The sequence below is a fragment of the Sphingobacterium sp. GVS05A genome, assembly GCF_019969845.1.
In the GTDB taxonomy this organism is placed as follows: Bacteria; Bacteroidota; Bacteroidia; order Sphingobacteriales; family Sphingobacteriaceae; genus Sphingobacterium.
The window spans coordinates 37,479-58,001 of sequence record NZ_JAHXYR010000009.1; the positions used below are offsets into that span (position 1 = coordinate 37,479).

General features: G+C 39.3%; 13 protein-coding genes. 2 read left to right on the forward strand and 11 right to left on the reverse strand.

Annotated features, from left to right (window positions below; translation table 11 throughout):
* Positions 1-5 precede the first annotated feature (5 nt).
* Complete coding sequence (locus LC454_RS20580) at positions 6-1,535, forward strand: SusD/RagB family nutrient-binding outer membrane lipoprotein (RefSeq protein ID WP_223584289.1); 1,530 nt, start codon at positions 6-8, stop codon at positions 1,533-1,535.
* A 163-nt stretch (positions 1,536-1,698) separates the two neighbouring features.
* Positions 1,699-4,170, forward strand: coding sequence for a phosphocholine-specific phospholipase C (locus LC454_RS20585; protein ID WP_223584290.1), 2,472 nt, complete (start codon positions 1,699-1,701; stop codon positions 4,168-4,170).
* Between the two features lie 120 nt (positions 4,171-4,290).
* Here LC454_RS20585 and LC454_RS20590 read toward each other — a convergent pair whose 3' ends face one another.
* The 11 genes from LC454_RS20590 to LC454_RS20640 all read right to left on the reverse strand — a co-directional run bounded on the left by LC454_RS20590 (position 4,291) and on the right by LC454_RS20640 (position 20,298).
* Positions 4,291-5,634, reverse strand: a complete 1,344-nt coding sequence (locus LC454_RS20590; RefSeq protein ID WP_223584291.1) for a TlpA family protein disulfide reductase — start codon at positions 5,632-5,634, stop codon at positions 4,291-4,293.
* 11 nt (positions 5,635-5,645) lie between these two features.
* Positions 5,646-6,872, reverse strand: a complete 1,227-nt coding sequence (locus LC454_RS20595; protein ID WP_223584292.1) for a thioredoxin family protein — start codon at positions 6,870-6,872, stop codon at positions 5,646-5,648.
* 45 nt (positions 6,873-6,917) lie between these two features.
* Positions 6,918-8,411 (reverse strand): retropepsin-like aspartic protease, encoded by a 1,494-nt coding sequence (locus tag LC454_RS20600; RefSeq protein WP_223584293.1) that lies wholly within the window; start codon positions 8,409-8,411, stop codon positions 6,918-6,920.
* Positions 8,412-8,450: 39 nt separating this feature from the next.
* A complete protein-coding gene (locus LC454_RS20605) occupies positions 8,451-9,623 on the reverse strand; it encodes a TlpA family protein disulfide reductase (protein WP_223584294.1) in 1,173 nt (390 codons plus the stop codon).
* Positions 9,624-9,625: 2 nt separating this feature from the next.
* On the reverse strand, positions 9,626-11,005 hold the full coding sequence (locus LC454_RS20610; RefSeq protein ID WP_223584295.1) for a TlpA family protein disulfide reductase: 1,380 nt from the start codon (positions 11,003-11,005) through the stop codon (positions 9,626-9,628).
* Between the two features lie 26 nt (positions 11,006-11,031).
* On the reverse strand, positions 11,032-12,585 hold the full coding sequence (locus tag LC454_RS20615; RefSeq protein ID WP_223584296.1) for a PKD-like family lipoprotein: 1,554 nt from the start codon (positions 12,583-12,585) through the stop codon (positions 11,032-11,034).
* Between the two features lie 8 nt (positions 12,586-12,593).
* Positions 12,594-13,361, reverse strand: a complete 768-nt coding sequence (locus tag LC454_RS20620) for a DUF4843 domain-containing protein (protein WP_223584297.1) — start codon at positions 13,359-13,361, stop codon at positions 12,594-12,596.
* Positions 13,362-13,369: 8 nt separating this feature from the next.
* A complete protein-coding gene (locus LC454_RS20625; RefSeq protein ID WP_223584298.1) occupies positions 13,370-14,824 on the reverse strand; it encodes a RagB/SusD family nutrient uptake outer membrane protein in 1,455 nt (484 codons plus the stop codon).
* Between the two features lie 4 nt (positions 14,825-14,828).
* Positions 14,829-18,182 carry a SusC/RagA family TonB-linked outer membrane protein gene (locus LC454_RS20630; protein WP_223584299.1) on the reverse strand — a complete coding sequence of 1,118 codons (3,354 nt, stop codon included), beginning with the start codon at positions 18,180-18,182 and terminating at the stop codon, positions 14,829-14,831.
* A 304-nt stretch (positions 18,183-18,486) separates the two neighbouring features.
* Positions 18,487-19,614, reverse strand: a complete 1,128-nt coding sequence (locus tag LC454_RS20635; RefSeq protein WP_223584300.1) for a FecR family protein — start codon at positions 19,612-19,614, stop codon at positions 18,487-18,489.
* Positions 19,615-19,725: 111 nt separating this feature from the next.
* On the reverse strand, positions 19,726-20,298 hold the full coding sequence (locus LC454_RS20640; protein ID WP_223584301.1) for an RNA polymerase sigma factor: 573 nt from the start codon (positions 20,296-20,298) through the stop codon (positions 19,726-19,728).
* Between the last annotated feature and the right edge of the window lie 225 nt (positions 20,299-20,523).

Sequence of the window (20,523 nt, forward strand, 5' to 3'; positions counted from 1 at the left end):
TTAAGATGAAAATGAAAAAATTGGGTATATATATAGCGATTGGAGCGTTGATCTCGTCTACGAGTTGTTCTAAATTTGACGAGATAAATACAAATCCAGAAACACCTGTGCAAGTCAATTCTTCGATGTTGGCTACACGAATTATTCTAAATTTGGCTAACCAACCTAGCCAAAAGTCCTTTATGCAACCATATCTGTTAACGAAAGAGATCGCCTGGACTGAATTGGTAGAAGGATTTCAATACAACGGATTTGGCGAGGGGGCCATATCAATGAATGCAATTAATGATGCTCATTTTATGGGCCAATATGCAGCAACAGATGTCTTGGCAAACGCATACAATGGATTGATGTATTTTGCAAGGGCAGTTAAATTTTACGAAGCAACAATGAGTGTGGGAGATATACCCTACAAAGAAGCACTAAAAGGTGAATCGGATAAACTTTACTTTCCAAAATATGATAGCCAAAAAGAGGTTTTTCTCGGCATATTGGACGAACTGGAAAAGGCGGATCAGTTGTTTGCAAGCGGAGCAAAATTTGCTGGGGATCCCATGTACGGTGGTGATGTCACTAAATGGAGAAAGTTAGTGAATAGTTTTGCCTTAAATGTTTTGATTCAATTGAGTAAAAAAGAATCAGATACAGACTTAAATATAAAGGGACGTTTTCAGTCAATTTTATCAAATAAGCCGATTTTTACTGGTAATGCTGATAATTTTCAATTGATTCGATCTGACAAAAGCGGACAAACCTATCCTTTTTATAAAATCAGTAATAGCTTTGTGATTTATCCAGTTGTCTCAACCGAAATTATAGACCGTTTGAAACAGTATCAAGACAGACGTTTGTTTTTTTATGCAAATCCTTCAGCTTTGCAGATTAGCAGTGGAAAACAGATGAATGAATTTGATGCTTATGTGGGAATTGATCCTTCTTTGGCTTTTGGTGATATCGCAGATTTAAAAAAGAAGAATGACTATTCCAAATTAAATGACCGATATACAGAGTTGGTAAGTGGAGAGCCTACACAGCAATTTTCATATGCACATTTATGTTTCATAATTGCTGAAGCAAGCTCACGAGGTTGGATAGCAGAGTCCGCAGTCAACTGGTATAAAAAGGGAATTGAAGCTTCAATGAAATTTATTGCAGATAATACACCCAATATTACGCAATACACCCATAATATGCCAATGGATGCGACTTATATCGCCAATGCTATAACGGCTTATGGAAATCAGTTTCCTGTTAGCAAAGAAGCACAGATAGAAGCGATCATGACACAAAAATATTTGGCCAGTTTTTTACAAGGAAGGATAAATCCCTACTATGATTACCGTCGTACAGGATATCCGAAATGGAAAATTAATCCAGCATCAAGTTTAAATGCTGATGATCCGACCAAAATCCCAATCCGCTGGCGTTATCCTGCAAGTGAATATAATTATAATGGAAGTAATCTTGATGCAGCATTGGCGAATCAATATGGTGGAAAAGATGAAATCAATCAACTGATGTGGATCTTAAAATAGGTAATACTTTGATCTGTTGATTTTTTATCGTGAAAACTATCCCCGCGCATGAGATCAATCGTGTGCGGGGATTTTTGTTAAAAACGTTACATAAAAAGCGATGACGAATGAATATATTCGCTGATAGACCATTGAATTTATAAGAGATATAATAGCTGTTTTTATGGATAGTAGAAGAGATTTTATTAAGAAGGCTTCATTGCTGGCTGGGGTTTTTGGTTTGCAGAGCGCTGTACCGGATGCGATACAACGCGCTTTGGCGATTGAACCAGTTGCGGGGAGTTCTTTTTTAGATGCCGAGCATATTGTTTTGTTAATGCAGGAAAACCGCTCCTTTGACCATAGTTTTGGTACACTGAGGGGTGTACGGGGATTTAATGATCCAAGAGCTATCGAGTTGCCTAGTGGAAATCCGGTTTGGTTGCAGGCTTCCGCTTCAGGAAAGACCTACTCACCCTTTCGATTGGATATCAAGAATTCCAATGCAGCCTGGACAGGAAATCTTCCCCATTCCTGGGAAAATCAAATGGCAGCACGTAACCAGGGTAAACATGATAACTGGATTGAGGCGAAGCGTCCCGGAGGAAAGGTGCTGAGTGAGATCCCGTTGACCATGGGCTATTATACCCGTGAAGATATTCCCTTCTATTATGCATTAGCCGATGCGTTTACCATCTGTGACCAGCATTTTTGTTCGTCCATTACAGGTACGACAACCAATCGTCATTTTTTCTGGACAGGAACTTGTTTACCCAATAAAGGTGCAAAACCGTTGATTCGTAATTCGGATATTTATTTCAACCGTTGGGCACATTGGAAAACTTTTCCTGAACGTCTGGAGGAGGCGGGTATCCCTTGGAAGGTATATCAGAATGAAGTCAGTATGGAGAGCGGTCTTAATGGAGAAGAATGGTTAGGTAATTTTACAGACAATAACTTAGAGTGGTTTTCTCAATACCATATTGAATTCAAAAAAAGCCACTTGGAATTTATGCGTAAGCGTGTCGTTGAACTGCCTGCTGAGATCCAGGAGCTTGAAAAAGCATTGGCAAATAATGGAACCGAAAGTGTACAGAAGACCCAAAATAAGCTTAAGCAAAAACAGGAGCAGCTGAACAGTTATAAGAAACAGCTAGAGCGACTTACCGAACAGGCATTCCAGCAACTTCCTAAAGAGCAAATCGCTTTGCATGAGCGCGCTTTTCAGACAAATGAGGATGACGTGTTTTATCGTGAAACCGCTACTGTTGTACACGAAGGAGAACAGATTACTGTACCAAAAGGGGATGTATTACATCAGTTTCGGAAAGATGTAAAGTCTGGGGATTTACCTACAGTATCTTGGCTGGTTGCACCACAATGTTTTTCTGATCACCCCAGTGCACCGATGTATGGGGCTTGGTATGTATCCGAAATATTGAATATACTGACCGAAAATCCTGAGGTTTGGAAGAAAACGGTTTTTATACTAAACTACGACGAAAATGATGGTTACTTTGATCATATTCCTCCGTTTGTAGCTCCTAATCCGGCAGATGCCCGATCGGGAAAAACTTCCGCCGGATTGGATTATAGTGATGAATATGTGAGTTTGGAGCAGGAACTTGCCAGTGGTGAGAAGAAGGAACATGCCACTGAGGGACCGGTTGGTTTGGGCTATCGGGTGCCTCTGATCATTGCGTCCCCATGGAGCAAAGGTGGCTGGGTAAATTCGGAGGTCTGCGATATCACTTCGACCATACAATTTATGGAGCATTTCTTCGATAAGAAACTTGGGAAGGATGTGAAAGAGCATAATATCAGTTCTTGGCGGCGTGCTATAACGGGAGATCTGACTTCGGTATTCCGTAAAGCAGAAGGAGGAACTGCTGTAGAACTGCCATTCTTGGATCGCAATCAACAGATTTATGCAATTGATCAGGCCAAATCGAAACCGCTACCGAATAATTTCCATGTATGGACAGCAGATGAGATGCAAGCTTTGCACGCTACTGGAAAGGCTGCACAATTGGCAAGACAAGAAAAAGGTCAAAAAAATTCCAATGCGCTGGCATATGAATTGTATTCGAGTGAATCTATTGATAAGGACAACGTAAAACTGACAATGTCCGTGGGTAATAAGATTTTCGGAACGAAATCCTTGAGTAGCCCTTTTAATGTGTATAGTGGACCAAGTTATAAAGATGGTGTAAGTTTTTGGCCATTTGCGGTTATCGCTGGTGAGGATTTGAGCTTTGACTGGAACCGGACAGACTTTAAAGATGGTTATTATGATCTAACAGTATATGGGCCAAATGGGTTTATGCGTAGCTTTAAAGGTGAAGGAGAATCTTTGTCTGTTGTCGCAACCTATGAGATCGGGAAGAAAGGAATTCCCACAGGAAACCTAATCCTCGAAGCGAGCAATAAAGGAGACAAAGCACTTCATGTACAGGTGAAAGATAACGCCTACAGTTCTTGGAAGAAAAATACAGTATTGAATGCTGATAAATCTATCAAGTGGATTATAGAATCTCAGAAAGTGAGTGGTTGGTATGATGTTACCTTACAGATTGCCGGAAGTAAATTTGTCCGCCAATTCGCCGGTCGCGTAGAGACGGGGAGCCATTCGAAGACTGATCCACAATTGGGATAAAAATCAACAGATGTCGGTTGTTGAAAAGGATATGATTAGCATATTTGTTAAATAATAAAAGCTCCCAGTTTTATTTGAACTGGGGGCTTTTGTGTTTTAGGTCCGTTGATATTCGGTTTTTTATTTTTTAATCCATTCCTCAAGCAAAGCTTTTAATTTGGGATCGCTTGGTCTTGGGCTATCTGGAGTGATGAGGTTTCCGGCTTTGTCAATCAATATATAACGTGGTATGGAATTGACTTTGTAAGCATTGGAAAGTTCATTGTCAGAACCAGCATGTAGCTGAATACCTTTTAATTTTTTCTCTTTCACATAGGTGTCCCATTTGGGTTTATCCTGGTCTACTGATACACCTACAAATGCGACAGGTTTTCCTCTAAATTCTTCGTTTAATTTTTCCCAATGAGGTTCTTCTGCCCGGCATGGACCACACCAGGTCGCCCACATGTCAATCAAGACAACCTTGCCTTTAAGGTCTGCAAGACCCGTATTTTTGCCATTTATATCTGGATAGTTAAACCGGAAAGCAGGTACACCTGTTTTTGTTTCGACTAATCGAGCTTCTACCACTTTTGCCCGTTCGATTTGCTCAGGTAGCGTAAAATACTTTTTGTATTTTTCATTCATTTCCTGAAAGTCACCATAGGAGCGTGTCCCCTCAAGTCGTTGCAATACATATTGTCCTTTCAGTACATCTGGTCCGATTGCCGCAACTTGTTGATCAAATGTTGGTTTTGTTGACAAATCCAGCTTGCGATAAATCATACTGCTCATAAAGCGGTCGCCGTAGGGAAATTTTAATAATTCAGTTGTCAGGTATCGATCAGCGTTGAACTGTGTATAAAAATCGCTCATTTCCTCTTTACTTGGATGGGCTGTGCGCGGCATGTAAAGATAAGAGATTGCATAATAAGCAAAATCATAATCAACTAGTTCGGGAAAGAATTTGTCAAAATTCGGATTCCCTGTTTTTGCGCTCTTTTTGATGGCATCCAGTTTTCCTTTGAATTGTTCAACTTCAGGGAAGAAATCAACATAGGTGCTCATTCCCCCAGGAGTAGTGCCTTTATTGTGAAAAGTTTTCGACTGTTTATCCCAAGTGTATAACATCTCATTTTCTGGACTATTTTTACCTGTCAATTCATAGTCACTTTGACTCAATTTTAGATTTAAATCCTCATTTCCTTTGAAGTAAAATCGGAAAAGACCCTGTTGGTTTTGTGCATTGCCGCTGCCCACAGCATACAAGCCTTCATATTCAGGAGTAAAGCGAAATGCAAATCGTCCCAATGCATCGGGAGTGGATGTGGCGATTTCTTTTAAACGGCCATTTAATACTTTAAATAGTCCGACACGTTTTACTTTTGCCGGATCTGTCGTTCCTGTAATGTTGCTCGGCTGTTGCGCGAATGCTACAACTGAGCACGCTAAGGTAGTGAGCAATAAAATGGTTTTTCTTATCATGATATAGATAGTTAACTTAATTTAAATGGAATTATCTTCTTAATATCTTTTGCTTTAAATAAACTGGCATCTTTTTTTGAGATGGCTTCATTTAAGTCTTGCAAGTCATTTTTGTCTATGGCAAGGAACGGAGATGTTGAATCTGATTTTAATAATCTTTTCATACAGCTGGAAGCCTTATCAAAATCTTTTAAATAGTAATGTAATAGGATTAGCCGATAACTGTCCACAGGATCCAATGTTTTTCGTTGCTCTGCGGCTAGATATTCAGCTCGTATAGATTTCAGGATTGTCGGATTTTTTGACTGATCAATAATGACCGGTCCGAAAGCGTTGCTGCGTTCATCCCAAGTAGGATATAGTTTATATTGGTCTATCAGTGCAAAATAGGTGGCCGCATTTTGGGAGCTGGCATAGTAACTAGTAACAAACCCTGGTAAAAATACCTCCCATAATTTTTCATTGAACGTGGGACGTATATAAGCTAGCATGGTCGTTAAACTATCCAATTGCTGTGCTGCCCCGTATTGTTTACTTTTTGTTTTGGCAATTGTTGAAATTTTGTTGCGGAGTAGATTCCCGCCGTATAATTTAATCAATCTTGGAAGATTGTCATAAGCCCAATTATTGTATTTCGTAAAGTAAGTGACGCTATTGGCTAGGAAAGCTGTCTCATTGAACAAGTCCTTTTGTTGATCGAGATATCCTTCTAGTTCTGCAAAATCAAATTTTGCTCCGGTTTTGATAAAACGCTCACTGTAGGCGGCGGGATAACTGTTGTCTAAAGTATTGTTAAATGCGAGGTATTGGCCTGATCTGTTGCGTCGGACAGCGTCCTTTAACAAAGGGACAAATCGGTCTACGCCAAAGAAGCCTGATTCAGTCAATATTGTTTTACCTTCAGGGCTTACAATGACATAGGTCGGAAATCCTGGGGCAGCGTACTTACGGGCTAATTTCTTCCCGTCTGTCTCTTTCATGACATCTGTTTTGTACAGAATATAATTGTCGTTGAGTTCTTTAGTAACAGCCGGATCCGGAAATACTTGTTTGTCCATTTCTGCACAAGGCATACAACCAACAAAGTACAGATCGATCAGAATGAGTTTGTTTTCCTTTTTTGCCTGAGCTTGACATTCCGCATAACTGCCTTGGAAGATTTTTTCCTGGGCAATTGCCGGGTTTGAAAAGAATACGCCGTAATAGGCTATGATAATATAAAAAATAAGCTTTTTCATACAATTTGTTTTGAGGATTAAGGGTAGTATATCTTTTTAGCGTGATTAGATATCTACGATATTATTGTCAGTCCTGGTAATCGAAATAGATTCTCCTGCTGCTTTTAATCGAATCTCATCTATCAGGGTCGGATTTTTTTTCAATTGATCGACCGTATACTTGTCTATACGTTGAATCAAATCTCCTGTTTTCAGACCCGTTTGATTTTCGACGGCTCCTACGACTCCAAGTGCTTTCAGCTGCCCGGCATTATCCCAACCAAACTGGTAACTCCTAACTAAGAAATCCTGCGGATGGGCATGTAATCTATTGGGGGAGAAATATACCTCACTTTCTGCCAAATTTATGGTGATATTATAGCGACTTAATAGGCGCACCCCAATTGAACCATCGAAACCAGGTTGCCATTGTTCGTTCCCTGCACTACCGCCCATTAGTGTGACAGGCAAGCCCTGCATTGGGGGCAGTGGAGAAATGGCAAATTGATAGCTTTTGCCCGCAAAGGTAGGAGAGGAAACTCCCATGCTTACTGTTGCGGCCTGAGCCTCGGGTTTGAATCCGCTGACCAGCAGTTTGTTTTGGCGTACAAAAGGGCGGAAGCAGATCAGGTCATAGGAAGCGCCTGTGTCGAAAACAAAATGCCCCGAGTAACTCTTGTCCTTGACGATCTCAAGCTGTCCGGGCAATATCATTACACCGGCAGGTATTGTAATCGGTACTGCAGTTCCCTTATCTTTGTATTGAAAATCTCCGAAATCGTACAATGAAATCGTGTTTTTATCGTAGTCGATATGCGTGATAAATTGGCGTATCAATGTATTGCCGATAATCCCATCTCCTTCTTTACCCATTTCGGGAAAGATAGCAATACCCTGTCCAGCCAGCTTAAGCGTGTCCAATAAAATACTATTGTTGTCCGATACCTGGATCTTTGTATTGCCCCCCACGACGGAAGCATTATTCTCACGGGTCACCTTTAAACCAATAGCCTCAGCAAGTTGCTGGTTGACGGCCATGCCATCAGCTCCAGTGTCAAACAGAAGTCTTAATGGCTTTTCGTATCCATTGATTTTTACCTGCAGGTAAATGGATCCATTCTTGTTTTCAAATGGAATGACCGCCCGTAATTTGGGCTTACTTTCTCTTTTTAGTCCATAAAGCTGATCAAAAAGGCTGAAGTAGATCAGCTTTCCCTTGTTATCGACTAGGGCCTGATTGCTTGTTGTCTTACCCTTTGCATCTGTGACCTCTATTTGAAGTAATGTCCCTCTTTTTGTTTTTTTCTCAGAGACAATATGTACGGCTTTTAGGGGGTAATTTTTGACAATTTGGTTTAAGCGGAAGCTTGCTCCTGCACCAGTATGTCCTGCTACGGAAAAATTTGCTGCGAGTTCGCCTGTTATCATAGAGGTGTCTTTCTGTTCAAAACAGGTCAGTAGTTTAGCCGGTAATTGTGCCGCTAGCTGAGCTTTTGACCATGAGGCCCAGACTGTTAATAGTAAGAGGCTTCCAGCTTTGATTATTGGTTTGTAAGGCATGGTTTTAAGTTATTGTCTTTAGTAATTGATCTCATTAGGTTAGTAGCCGTAGATCTTTTTCAGTGCAATGTCAATATCATCTGTTGCTGAGGCAATAACCCGTAAAATGATCTTTCCATTTTCATCCACTAGAATTTTTGTTGGAAAACCGCTGATCTGATATTCTTTTACAATATCCATTTGCTCCTTGTTCTCGTTATTTAGCACATTTGTCCAAGGTAAACTGAGTTCTTCTATAGCTTTGTACCAGCTGTTTTTTGACTCATCAAGTGTTTTACCTCGTTCTTGGGCAATACCGATAATTTCAAAGCCTTTGTTTTTGTAACGACTGTAAAGCTGTTGGAGGTGTGGCATACTTGCACGGCATGGGCCACACCAACTGCCCCAAAAGTCCAAGAGAATAACGCGGCCCTGCATCTTTTCTAATTTAAAAGGAGTTCCGTGGGCAGTTGTCCGTGTAAATAGTGGTGCCGCTTTCCCTTTCGCGGTCACGGTTTCTTTTGCAATTGTCGACGCTATTGCTTTACCCATCTCTGTTGATTTGTAATTCGAAGCAAGACGATTAAATGCTAATTTATAGTCTTCGGAAGTATAGCTAGACTTCATTCTGTAAAGCAAAAATAAACTGACATAGGATTCAGTGTAATTTTCTATGAATTTTTTCTGAAGATCATTTTCTTTTTTACCCAATTGACTAAGCTGTTCAAGTATCTTTTTACCTTCTGGAGATTCAGTACTTATCTTTCCCTCGAGAATTGGACTGTATAATCTATTTTTTTGCTTTACAAATCCTGCTGTAGACTGACGCAGGTTATTATATTTATTGTTTTCCTCTCCACCTTTGACCTGCGCTAAATCAAGTTCCTCGGCATTACCGTCTATAATGATATCATCTTCAAAAATAAACACATTGAGAGGAAAGCGCATGACCTGTTGTAATGCGCTGGCATTTGGATCTTTGCCAATGGTACGTAAGGTAGCATCAACTACCTGTGCTTGTTTTGGGATCTTGATTTCAAATGATCTATCCTTTACTGGAGTTGCGAAACCTTGTCTTTTACCTTGCGTGTCGATAAATGATATGCTCAGCTTTGCTACAGGGTCTACTGCAGGTGACGTTATTTTCCCTTTTATTGTAACGCTGTCCCCCTGCGCAGATAGAAGCGAGGGGGATAACGTTAAGAATAGGAAGTAAATCCAAAGTTTATTCATGCCTATTTCGTTGCTAATACTTTTTCGAGGAGTTGTTTTAATTCTGGGCTCGATGGACGTGGTGAGTCTATGGTGACAACTTTACCTTGTTTGTCGAAAACCATAAAGCGTGGAATGCCTGTGATTTTGTAATATTTGGCAAAATCACCCCATCCGGAAGCAAAAAGCTGAAGACCACCGAGTTGCTCGTCTTTAATCATTTTTAACCATTTGGCTTTATCTTTTTCCTCATCAACGGAGATACTCACCACTTGAACATCGGTTCCGTGCATTTCTTTTTCAAGCTTTTTGAGATGTGGTATCTCTGCTTTACAGGGACCGCACCAAGTTGCCCATACGTCTATTAATACAACTTTACCTTTTAAATCAGCGAATTTCACAGTTTTTCCATTATTGTCTGGGAAAGAAAAGTTAAGCCCCTGGTCACCACTTTTTAATTGAGCCATGTCATTCATGATCCCTGTCGCGCGTTGCTTTTGGCTTGCTGTTAAAAAATAGGAGAGGTATTTATCTGCAGCTTCCTTATAACTAGCATAATCTTTTTGTCTGGCTAGATAACTCAAGACAACGTCTCCTTTTAAGGTGTCGTTGGGAAGAAGCTGCATATCTTTTTGTAGGCCTGCAATCCCTTTTTCGTAAGGAATATTTGCCGTGCGACGGGTTACCGATGAGATGCCGCCCAACGTGCGATTTCCCCAAGGCATTTGATAGACTATCGATGCATTTTTTGCAAAATTGGTCAACGGGAGACTCTTGTAGTAATCCGTATATTCTTCTACTGCAGGGTGTGCCGAACGTGGGGTATTGAGAAAGTTTGTAGCATTGGCAGCAAGGTCCCATTGGATATAATCTTGTAATCTGCTGTCAAATTTGGAGTTTCCACTTTTATTATTTCTCGTGAAAGTATTTGCTTTCGCAACTACGGTCTCTAAATCCGGGAAGAAATCGACAAAAGTACTTTGGACTTTCATCCAATTGAAGGCCTTTTGTTCTATTGGGTTGACTTCGTCGTGCCAACGGTTGAGAATCTGGTTTTCCTTACTGTTATTTGTGCCGGTCAATTGGTAGTTTTTTTCAGAGACGGTCAGTTCGAGTTGATCGCCCGGCTTAAAATAGAAGATATTATTATCTGTTTGACTGCCTGTTGTTCCCGAACCAATAGCATAAAATCCCTCGTACTCAGGATAGAAGGTGAAGCCGAACTTTTTATTCAATTGTGGTTGTGCAGAAGCGATCTCTACCATATCGCCTTCAACGACCTTGAAGAGTTTGACTGGTTTGATAAACTCTTTGTCAATTGTTCCTTTGATTAGAACTGGTAATTGAGCAAAGGCAACACTTGTGGTAAGTAATGTTATAACGGTTATGATGTGTTTTTTCATTTTTAGTATTTTAAGGTAATTAAGGACTAATAAGACCAAGGGTAAGTATAGTCAGAGACGGGGGGAGCAATATAGATTATCGCCCGCGCTGTACCGGCTCCCTCAAGTGTTTGGACTGGATTCGAATCTAGATTCCCAGAACTTTTTGTAAACATTCTGATTTTATAGTTCGATCCGATTTTTGTTCCAACTACGAAGAAATTGAAAGCATATCCTGATTCTGAATATTTTAGATGTTTGATAAAGGTGATCTGTTCTCCCCCAGGGGCATTAAACTGCAATTGTTCAAAACCATTGCTAAGATTTTTGCTATATACTTGATTGTTATTGACAAAATAGAGAAGGTTTTCATCTTCAAATAATAATGTATGCAGGCTCGCATCGTATAATTTGGAGGAAGGTCCTATGCTATCTTTTTTTATTTTTAAGACATACTTGTTTTTTTCTAATGCACAGAGGGATTTTAAACTTGGGTCAGTTTTGTCCTGCAAAATTGCATATCCGACAGTTTTATAATAATAATCGGGATCAGGTAGGTAGATATTTGATTTCATACCCATAAACAGCGCTTTCTGATTATTATTCTTGGTACCGATATCGTTGTCCTTATCATCCGAAAATATGGTCATAGTGGATCCAGATCCATTAGCCAGCGTGACAAAATTTCCGCCTAAATTGTCGAATAGAATGGGGTCGTTACTAGCTCCAGAGATCATAAATTTTGACAATTCGTAAGTACTATTGTTTCCATCGATCATCGCCTTGTTTCCAAACTGTCCAGTATTGGCGCTCATAGCATAGATGTTATATAGCTGTCCATTATTAAGAATATAATTGGCACTACTTCCTAAAAAAGCTCCCGTAGTTCCAGATATCGTTTGGGCTCCTCCTAAGAATAGATTCTGCTTGTCTCTTATTTTCTTTAGATTATTGATATTAATGGCTTGTACATCTTTGTCTGTAACAAGAAATAATGCCCGTGTATTTGAATAAGAAGCGGGATTTAAGATATTGCTTTTATAACTTGAAGAAAAGCTAATAAAATTTGCCTTTCCTTCGATTTTGTGATTATTTGCCGCGCTGTATACATTTTCGATTTTTCCATTTACCACATTATTTTGAGGGGTAAGGTATAGGTCTAAATCTGAATTGTTGCCGTCATCTTTAAGGACATACCAGCCCCGTGTAAACTGTGTACTTACCGTTACGGTGGCAGTTTTGTACTGGCTATAACCAGTTTTTTTGTTTTTAACGATGCAGACCGCTATCCAGTCCTTGGCGTCCTCGGTGATAAAGTAGCGGAGGTTTTGGCTCCGGGCGATTGTATCCAATGGTTCAGACCTGCCTTGAACATTTGTTTCGTAAAATCCCCATCTATATTCTAATTCACCGTCTTTATTTGATTTTGCTGTTGGAGAAATTTTTAAGGTATCTTTTAGCGAAATGACAGCATATTTTGCTTCAATGCCTTCAATCTCGATATGCTCGGCTTCGCTGTAGTCATAGTTGCTTTTATCTTTTGAACAAGCTAAAATGGAGAGACAGCCAAGGAGTAATATGTAAATATTTATCTTTTTCATCGCTTAGTTTAATTAGGAAAAGTAATGAGGTCACCATTTTCTGCACGTAAAGGTGCATCCGGATGTTGCTTATTGTAATCTATCACCGCCATTCCAAGGATAGATTTATAATAATTCATTTGATCCAAGGGAAGAGTGGATATAAAATTTTGATCCCAACGCTGACCGGTAACCTCAATCATGAATTCATGTTTCCGAACACTGTATGCTCCGAAATAATAGGTTGAATAGGAGGCTGTCCAGGCATTAGGTTGGCTAAGACGATCGGTAAATTGTAACTTTCGCCAAGATTTAGTGGGTTCACCAATAGCAAAATTCTCATTAGTAACGATCGAAATACCAAGATTGACAGTTTTGTTTTTTAATTCTCCATCTCTTAAGATTACGATAGGCACTCTTGCATGTACAGAGTCGGACTGGATAATATAGAGGTTCGCAACAGCAGGATCATCAAAAGCAATGAAGTGTTTTCCTGGAATAGCATTTTCCACTCCATTTAGCTGTATTTGTTGAAGCTGATATTTTCTGTCCTTTTTCGATGTTTCTCCAACGGTATAGATATCAAAATACACGGTATCTTGATGAGTATCCTCTGCTTCGTAAAAGAATGTTTCAGATTTTAACGAATCGGTATATTCATTGAGTTTAAGAGTAGAAATGGGTGGTCCAAATTGCAATCGTGGGATATCATCAAATATATAATATTGGTCTTTTTTGCAGCTATTGAACAAGATGCATGCGATACCAACTATAATTAATAAAAAATATGGTTTCATAATGGTGATTAATTAATTGATTCAACTGTTGGCATGGGTAAAAGGTAGTTTACAACTGCTGTAGATGGTGCAAACAGGATTAACGTTTTGGGAACATTGAGCCTTTTGTAAGCATAAAAAGCCTGTCCTTCACCATAGAATTCTTTCCGGTATTCCTTGATAATCTCGTTTTGTAATGTTGGGACATCCCCTGGTATGGTAAGATTTGATATATTCCGATTTGCCCTGAATGTTTTTAAGTATTCTACCCCTTCGCTGAACGGAGCTGTTTCTGCTAAAATGAGATAAAGTTCACTGGTACGTAGCATAGGAAGTTGTTTATAATCTGTTAAAACAGTCACATTGTCGGCAGTAACCCAAAACTTTCTAATCACATTGTATTTGGAACCATTTGCCAAGGTAACGATATTCCAAAGCGATGATTCTCTAAAATCAGTTCCAGTATTACCATATAATTGATTTGTAATAGTTGTTGCAGAAGTTCCCTTGCGATATGTCGCGTTGCCAAAGTTATCAGTATAGGTTTTCGCTAAATCAAAAGCGTAGAGTCCGAATATCTGTTCAGATGTAAGAATATAATTCGTTGCCGTAAATTCTTTTCCGGTTGCTAATTTGAACTTCAGATCTCCATTCGTGTCTTTTGCTTCGACCACTTCCTTTGCTGCGTTGTACGCATTTTGTTTCTCGCCATACCATAAACTTGCACGGGCTTCCAAAGCTTTCATTGCGTAGTAGTTCATGCGCATATTGCGATAAGATAAGAAGTCGTCCAATGATTTGTAATTGCTTCCGAAACCATTTGGATTTCGCACATCATTCATGGAATAGGAAAGCATAGGGTCGAATTCTTTGATAAGTTCTTCCGCCTGTTTCAGATCGGTGAAAATTTTGCTTTTATATTCTTCATAAGAAATATGTTGATGGATTTCTCTGTTGAATTCGGTTACATAAGCGAGCTGATTTCCGATCCCAGATTCAGTGGGCATGGGGCCATAAAGCCGCATAAGATCAAAGTGGATATAGGCGCGTAAACCCAGGCATTCTGCTTTGATTACCTGATATACTCCGTCTGTCTTAAAGATGGATTTATTGGATTCTAGATTCTGCAGAATAGAGTTTATTGCCGCGATTGTTGCATATTGCTTTGCAAATATGGCATTGAATTGATCAATTACGCGATTGTCGGAATAATTGAAAAGTCCGAGCTGTTGTTCCAAGGTGTTTGTGGTTACATCCCAGCTTGAGATTAAACTTTCTATGGTCCCGAAAGTTAAGGCCTTCCCATAGGCTGTGTTACTTTTCGCAGAAATGTAAACACCCGTTAATGCATCTTTAAAACCCTGTTCGGAATCGAATAACTTATCCGCCGGTATTTGGGTTCGAGGTAGGACATCCAAAAATTTATTGCATGAACCTAAAAATAGAGAACTTATTAAACTCGCTAATATGATATGTTTTTTCATTTTGTTAAAATGTTGCGTTAAGACTAAACGTTACCTGCCTCGAAAATGGATAATTTGTTCCTCGTTCTTGGCGGATACTAGAAATGATAAATGGATCAGATACATCCAGCCCTATATTGACGTTTTCGAAGCCGATTTTCTTTACCCAGTTCATGTAGCGAAAATCATATTGGAAATTGAAACTTCTTGCATAAATGGTGTTTTCATCTTGGACAAATCGGGACGTTTTATAGGTTGGATTTGTGTTTAATAATCCTTTGAATGGGGCATAGTCGCCAGGATTTTGCCATCGACCAGTATAGACGCGTTCGTCGACATTATATTTGTAACTGCTAGTTTCGACTCTTTCAGCCAACGTTCTATTATAAGTTTGACCTCCAAAACGGTATCCCAATGAGGCGGTAAAGGTGAATCCTTTGTAGCGTAACATCGTATTGAAATTACCCCAAACTTTAGGGTCCGTGTTTCCGACAGCAGTAACATCTTTTGAGGCCCAGGTGTAGGTTGGTGTGCCATCAGCAGCGAGATAAAGCTCTTTACCTGTGCTCGGGTCTATTCCCAGGGATGGGACGACCCAAATAGCGTTGCTAGAATATCCCTCGATATACATTTTGTTGGCATTATAGAGATCCCCCTGAAGTGTTTTCTGTGCGTCTTTTAATGCTTGTGAAGTTTCAAGTACTTTATTTTTGTTATGCAATATTGAACCAGATACCGACCAGGTTAAACCGGTTGGCTTTTTTATCAGATAGACTGTCGCATATAACTCGAATCCTTTATTTCGTAATTTTCCGATGTTGGCTGTATAATAGCCTACACCACTTGATGCGGGGGTATTAACGGACGAAACGAGGTCATTGGTGTTTTCAATATAATAGTTGGCCTGTAAAGTTAAATAACGGTCGAAAAGGTCGATATCGGTTCCGATATTGTATTTAAGCACCTGCTGCCATTTTAGATCCGGATTGCCGAGGCCCAAGACATAAGCTCCCAGCCAATTATAGTACCTATCTGAAGTGTAGTAGCTATAGGTCGTCAATGCCTGATAGGTATTAAACTTAGTAGATCCGGATGTCCCTACAGATCCACGCAATTTAAGTCGATTGACGACTTCATTCTTTTTAAAGAACTTTTCTTCGTGCAAATTCCAACCGAGACCTGCTGACCAAAAAGGCGCAAAACGCTTGTTGGCGCCAAATTGTGATGAGCCATCCATTCGGAATGTGCCGTCAATAAAATAACGGTTATCAAAGTTATAATTGGCATTTCCAACGAAACCTACTGTGCGATAGTAGTATTCGTTTCCTGAAGGTTTTCCATCTTTCATATATTGCAGTGCCATCGATGGAAAATCAAGATCACTGTTTGGAAAACCTTCTGCGGCGTTTGTTAGTTGCGATGTGTTATCCTGAAAAATATTCGCCTCTGTTCCGACAAAAACCTGATGTTTTTCTTTTATTTTTTTGCTGTAGGATAGATTTAAAGCTCCCTCGTATTTCATTCCACGATTGAGACCAATCCAATAAGCTCCTTTTCTAAAGACATCAACTCCAGTATAATTGGCAAAGTCAGTATGTTCTGCCGGTTTAAACGCATCGGACTGTTTATCCGATTTCGTAAAGCTGAATTTACCAATTAATCTTAATCCTTCTTGAATCGACCATTCGACAGCAGTCTGATTGGTTATATCTGTTTGTTCTCCTTTGTCAAATGTTTTTAGAGTAGCATTATATAATGGGTTCGTTGGGAGGGTAGTCCATATATTTGAATAGTCTGTCGTACCGGGGTCACCCAAGACTTTATTGACATTTCCGTCTTTATCGTACGGCCGCCAATACGGATTCAGTTCAAAATAATCACTGAATGATCCATATGGTGACTGCTGATTTTTAATGTTATTGATATTTAAGTAATTTCTAAATATTAAATTTTTATAGGTGTAGGATAAGGTGATGGATCCATTTAACGTATTTCTGGAAGAACCCTTCATCACACCTGCCGTGTTATTATTTTGAATACCGGCAGAATATCGGAACTGGTTATCTCCTCCTTCTAATCTTAAATTACTTCTCAAAGCGTAAGAAGTACGTAATGGGATGGCCATCCAATCCGTTTCTACCCCGCTATTAACTTCATCTAGCAGAAAATTATAGTAACGTTTATTGGGTATATCCGCACTTGCATTGGGTGAGTTATAAAGTCCGGTAATACGTTCTAGTTCAAGTTTGTCTTTTGCGTTAAGAAGGTGGTAAGCAGATAAGTCAGCGTTTTCCACTTTTAGCTCAGTACCAAAACTTAATCTTAATTTGCCCGGCCGTGGAAGTTTTGTTGTAATGACAATGACACCATTAGCACCCCGTGAACCGTAAAGTGCAGTCGCTGCAGCATCTTTTAAGAGGGTAATTGAAGCGACATCATTCTCATTAATATCAATCAGTGCCTGGAGAGAGGTTTGAAAACCATCTAAAACAATGAGCGGTGTGTTGAGTTGGCTTGCGGATTCGCTTTGAATTTCATTCACATTTGGGATACTGGAATTACCACGCATCTGAATTTCTGGAAGCCGATTGGGGTCATTACCGAAAAGGTTATTCTCAATGATATTGAATGATGGATCGATATTGCGTAAAGAGGTTACGAGGTTTCTGGCGCCATATTGCCGCAGTTCTTTTGTCGTGATCGTACGCGATGCCCCAGTAAAGCTTTTATCTTCCTTCTTAAAAATACCTGTAGAAACAACTGCTTCTTCAAGAGCGTTTTCTTGTTTTTTTAAGCGAATAACCATCTTATCTGGATTTAAGCTCGCTTTAATTTCCTGTCTTTCGTAGCCCAAGGAAGTTATAACCAGAATTTCGTTTAGTGAAGATATGGGCAATGCAAAGCTTCCGTCAGGGAGACTCATAACGCCTTTTCGTGCATCTTCTTTAAGGCGAATTGATGCTCCCGAGACCGGTCTCCCTTCGTCATCAATTACTCTTCCTTTTACATATTGTTGTTGCGTGGTTAGGACGACTCGTTCTGGAACTAATGTTATTCTAGTTATTTGTCGTTGCCTTTCTGTATTTTTTTTAACAACTACTGTTTTATCAAAAAAGTCATAAGACAGATTTGCTTTGTTAAGAATAACATTTAACGCTTGTTTAAAGGGGGTGTCCTTGATTTCAGCAGTTAAGTCGATGATCTGGTTGATCTCATTTTTCTTGTAAAAAAATGAATAACCGCTCTGTTTTTCGAGGTTTTTTAAGATCGATTCCAGACTCGATTTTTGCTTTTTTAAGCTAATCTGTTGGGCATAGGTGTTTGCATCTACTTGAGACAGACCTAGGCCTAGTAGTAGGGTGATTAAGTTGATCCTCATGAGAGATCTAGATAATGGGCGCGCACAAAGAGGCTTTTGTTTTTCATAAATTCGCCATATATAGGATGCTAGGTTAGCGTCCAAATTGGTCGAATGAAAATCTTTCTCCTTCTTAATGAACGGAGTTAAGGTAAATTTCATTAAATTCGTTTGGTTTTAACGTGTTAATAATTTAGAAGTTAGACGATACTTTAATACCAATAAGTTGGACGGGTTCTGCGCCAACAGGATCCGTCTTTATTGATATCAATAGCCAGGAATTAGGGTGGTAGTTTTTCGCTTTTCATTTCAGTAATAATTTTGGTTATGTGATGATTAAGTTGATTCTATTATTCTTCCATATAACAGCTTTTGTTTGGATATTTGCATAATTCAGAAGCTGAATAAGCTTATCTAAACTTAAATTCCGGGGAATTTTCCCACGATATTGACTGGCATTGCTCGTTCCATTATACGTGACATCTATATCATACCACCTTGCGATTGCTTTAAATACTTCAGATGTATTTGTCCCATCAAAACAGAATTGACCGCTTTTCCAACTAAGTACTTGGTCTATATTGATGGTCTTCGAACGGAGTTTTCCGTTCTCGGAAAATGCCTGCTCGTTGGGCCTTAACTTAACGGCACTGCGCTGTTTGGAAACAATCACTGAACCTTCTTCTAGACTGGTACGGACACCTTCTTCATCTGAATAGGCATTGATATTAAATTTTGTGCCGAGGACCTTCGTTTGTTGGTTTTTTGTCTTAACAATGAAACCTTTGCGGTCTTTTGTTTTTGTTACCCGAAAATAAGCTTCACCTTCCAACTCGACAATACGGTCTCCCGATTCAAATGAAGAAGGATAAGTTAGCTTCGAGTCAGCGTTGAGACTAACCAATGTGCCATCTGCTAAAACGAGTTCATAGGTTGCTCCTTTAGGAGTTTTTAATGTGTTTTGTTGCGGAATAATTTTTCCGGTAGTGGCATTTCGATAACTGATTTTCCCCTGAGCATCTTTTGTTAGAATTGTCTCTCCGACTTGGATTCTCTGATTTAGCGATAACTCATCGAGATTGATCTGTTTGCCATCTGCTAGGATGATAATAGCCTTCTCGCTTCCTGGAGGAATCGACGCGAGTAGTTTGTTGGAAGCAATGTGCTCAGTTGCAGGCCAGTATCTATAGGTGAAAAAAGCGATTATCAATACGGCTGCTGCTGTACTGATAGTCCTTATGTACTTTATATTATTGGATTTTTTTTCTATTACGGCAATTTCTGCTAACAAGCGATTTTTCACATTCTTCTGGATGGTAGAAAACTGTTCTGCTGGTATTTGACCAGCCGATTGCTGATCAAACCACTTAAAAAGTTGTTTACGTTCCTCAATATTTTCGGATCGGCTCAGAAAAATGCTTATCAGCCTATATAATTCTTTCACTTGCTTCATAAATCGCAACGTTATACTGGTTGGTTATAATACAAGTGATGTAAAAAGGAAGGAGCCTCCACTCAAAATGAAAAAAAATATTTTTTTTCATTAATAGAAGATTGCGGATAACTAAAAGAATAAGATAAAGTGAAATAGATTACCTGTTGCGGTGCGTAAATGGCGAATAGCCTTGTTGATATGTTTTTCTACAGTGGATTCACTGATTCCTAATTTTATAGCAATCTCTTTGTTACTCATATAATATTCGCGGCTCAACTTGAATACTTCTTGACATTTTTGAGGAAGATTTTCTACTTCTTTGGCAACAATGTCGATGATGTAACGGTAATAAAGTCGATCCTCGATTGGTATGGATTGGTCTTCAAACTCAAGATGTTCAATGCCCTGAGTAATCTGTATTTTCATCTCTTTGCGGTAATGGGCAAGCACCAAATAGCGGCAAGAACTAAATAGATAAGCCGGAAGAGACTCTATTTCTGCAATGAAAGCCCTATTTTTCCATACTGAAATAAAAAGGTCATGTAGGATATCCTCAGCGATTTCACGGCTGCTGATTTTTTTTGCTATAAAAGAAGTAAGATCGGGGGCAAATAAATCATATAATGCCGAAAAAGCTCGCTGATCCCCTTGTTGTATAAGGGGGAGAAGTTCTTGGTATTGGTATGATTTGGTGTCTTTCATAAGGAGCTAGTAGCGAGTAAATTTAAAAAAAAATTAACATTTTCATTAAAAAATGGTAAAGTAGCTTAGATTTTTGTGTTTACTTTTGAATATTTATTAATATTCGACAAAAATTAGGGTTTTTTGATATAGATCGGTAAATGATACTTCGTTGACAAAATAGGGCTCCAGTATGCGTGAAGTATTGAATATGTAGTGTTATAGTATCATGGTGAAGATGCTTTA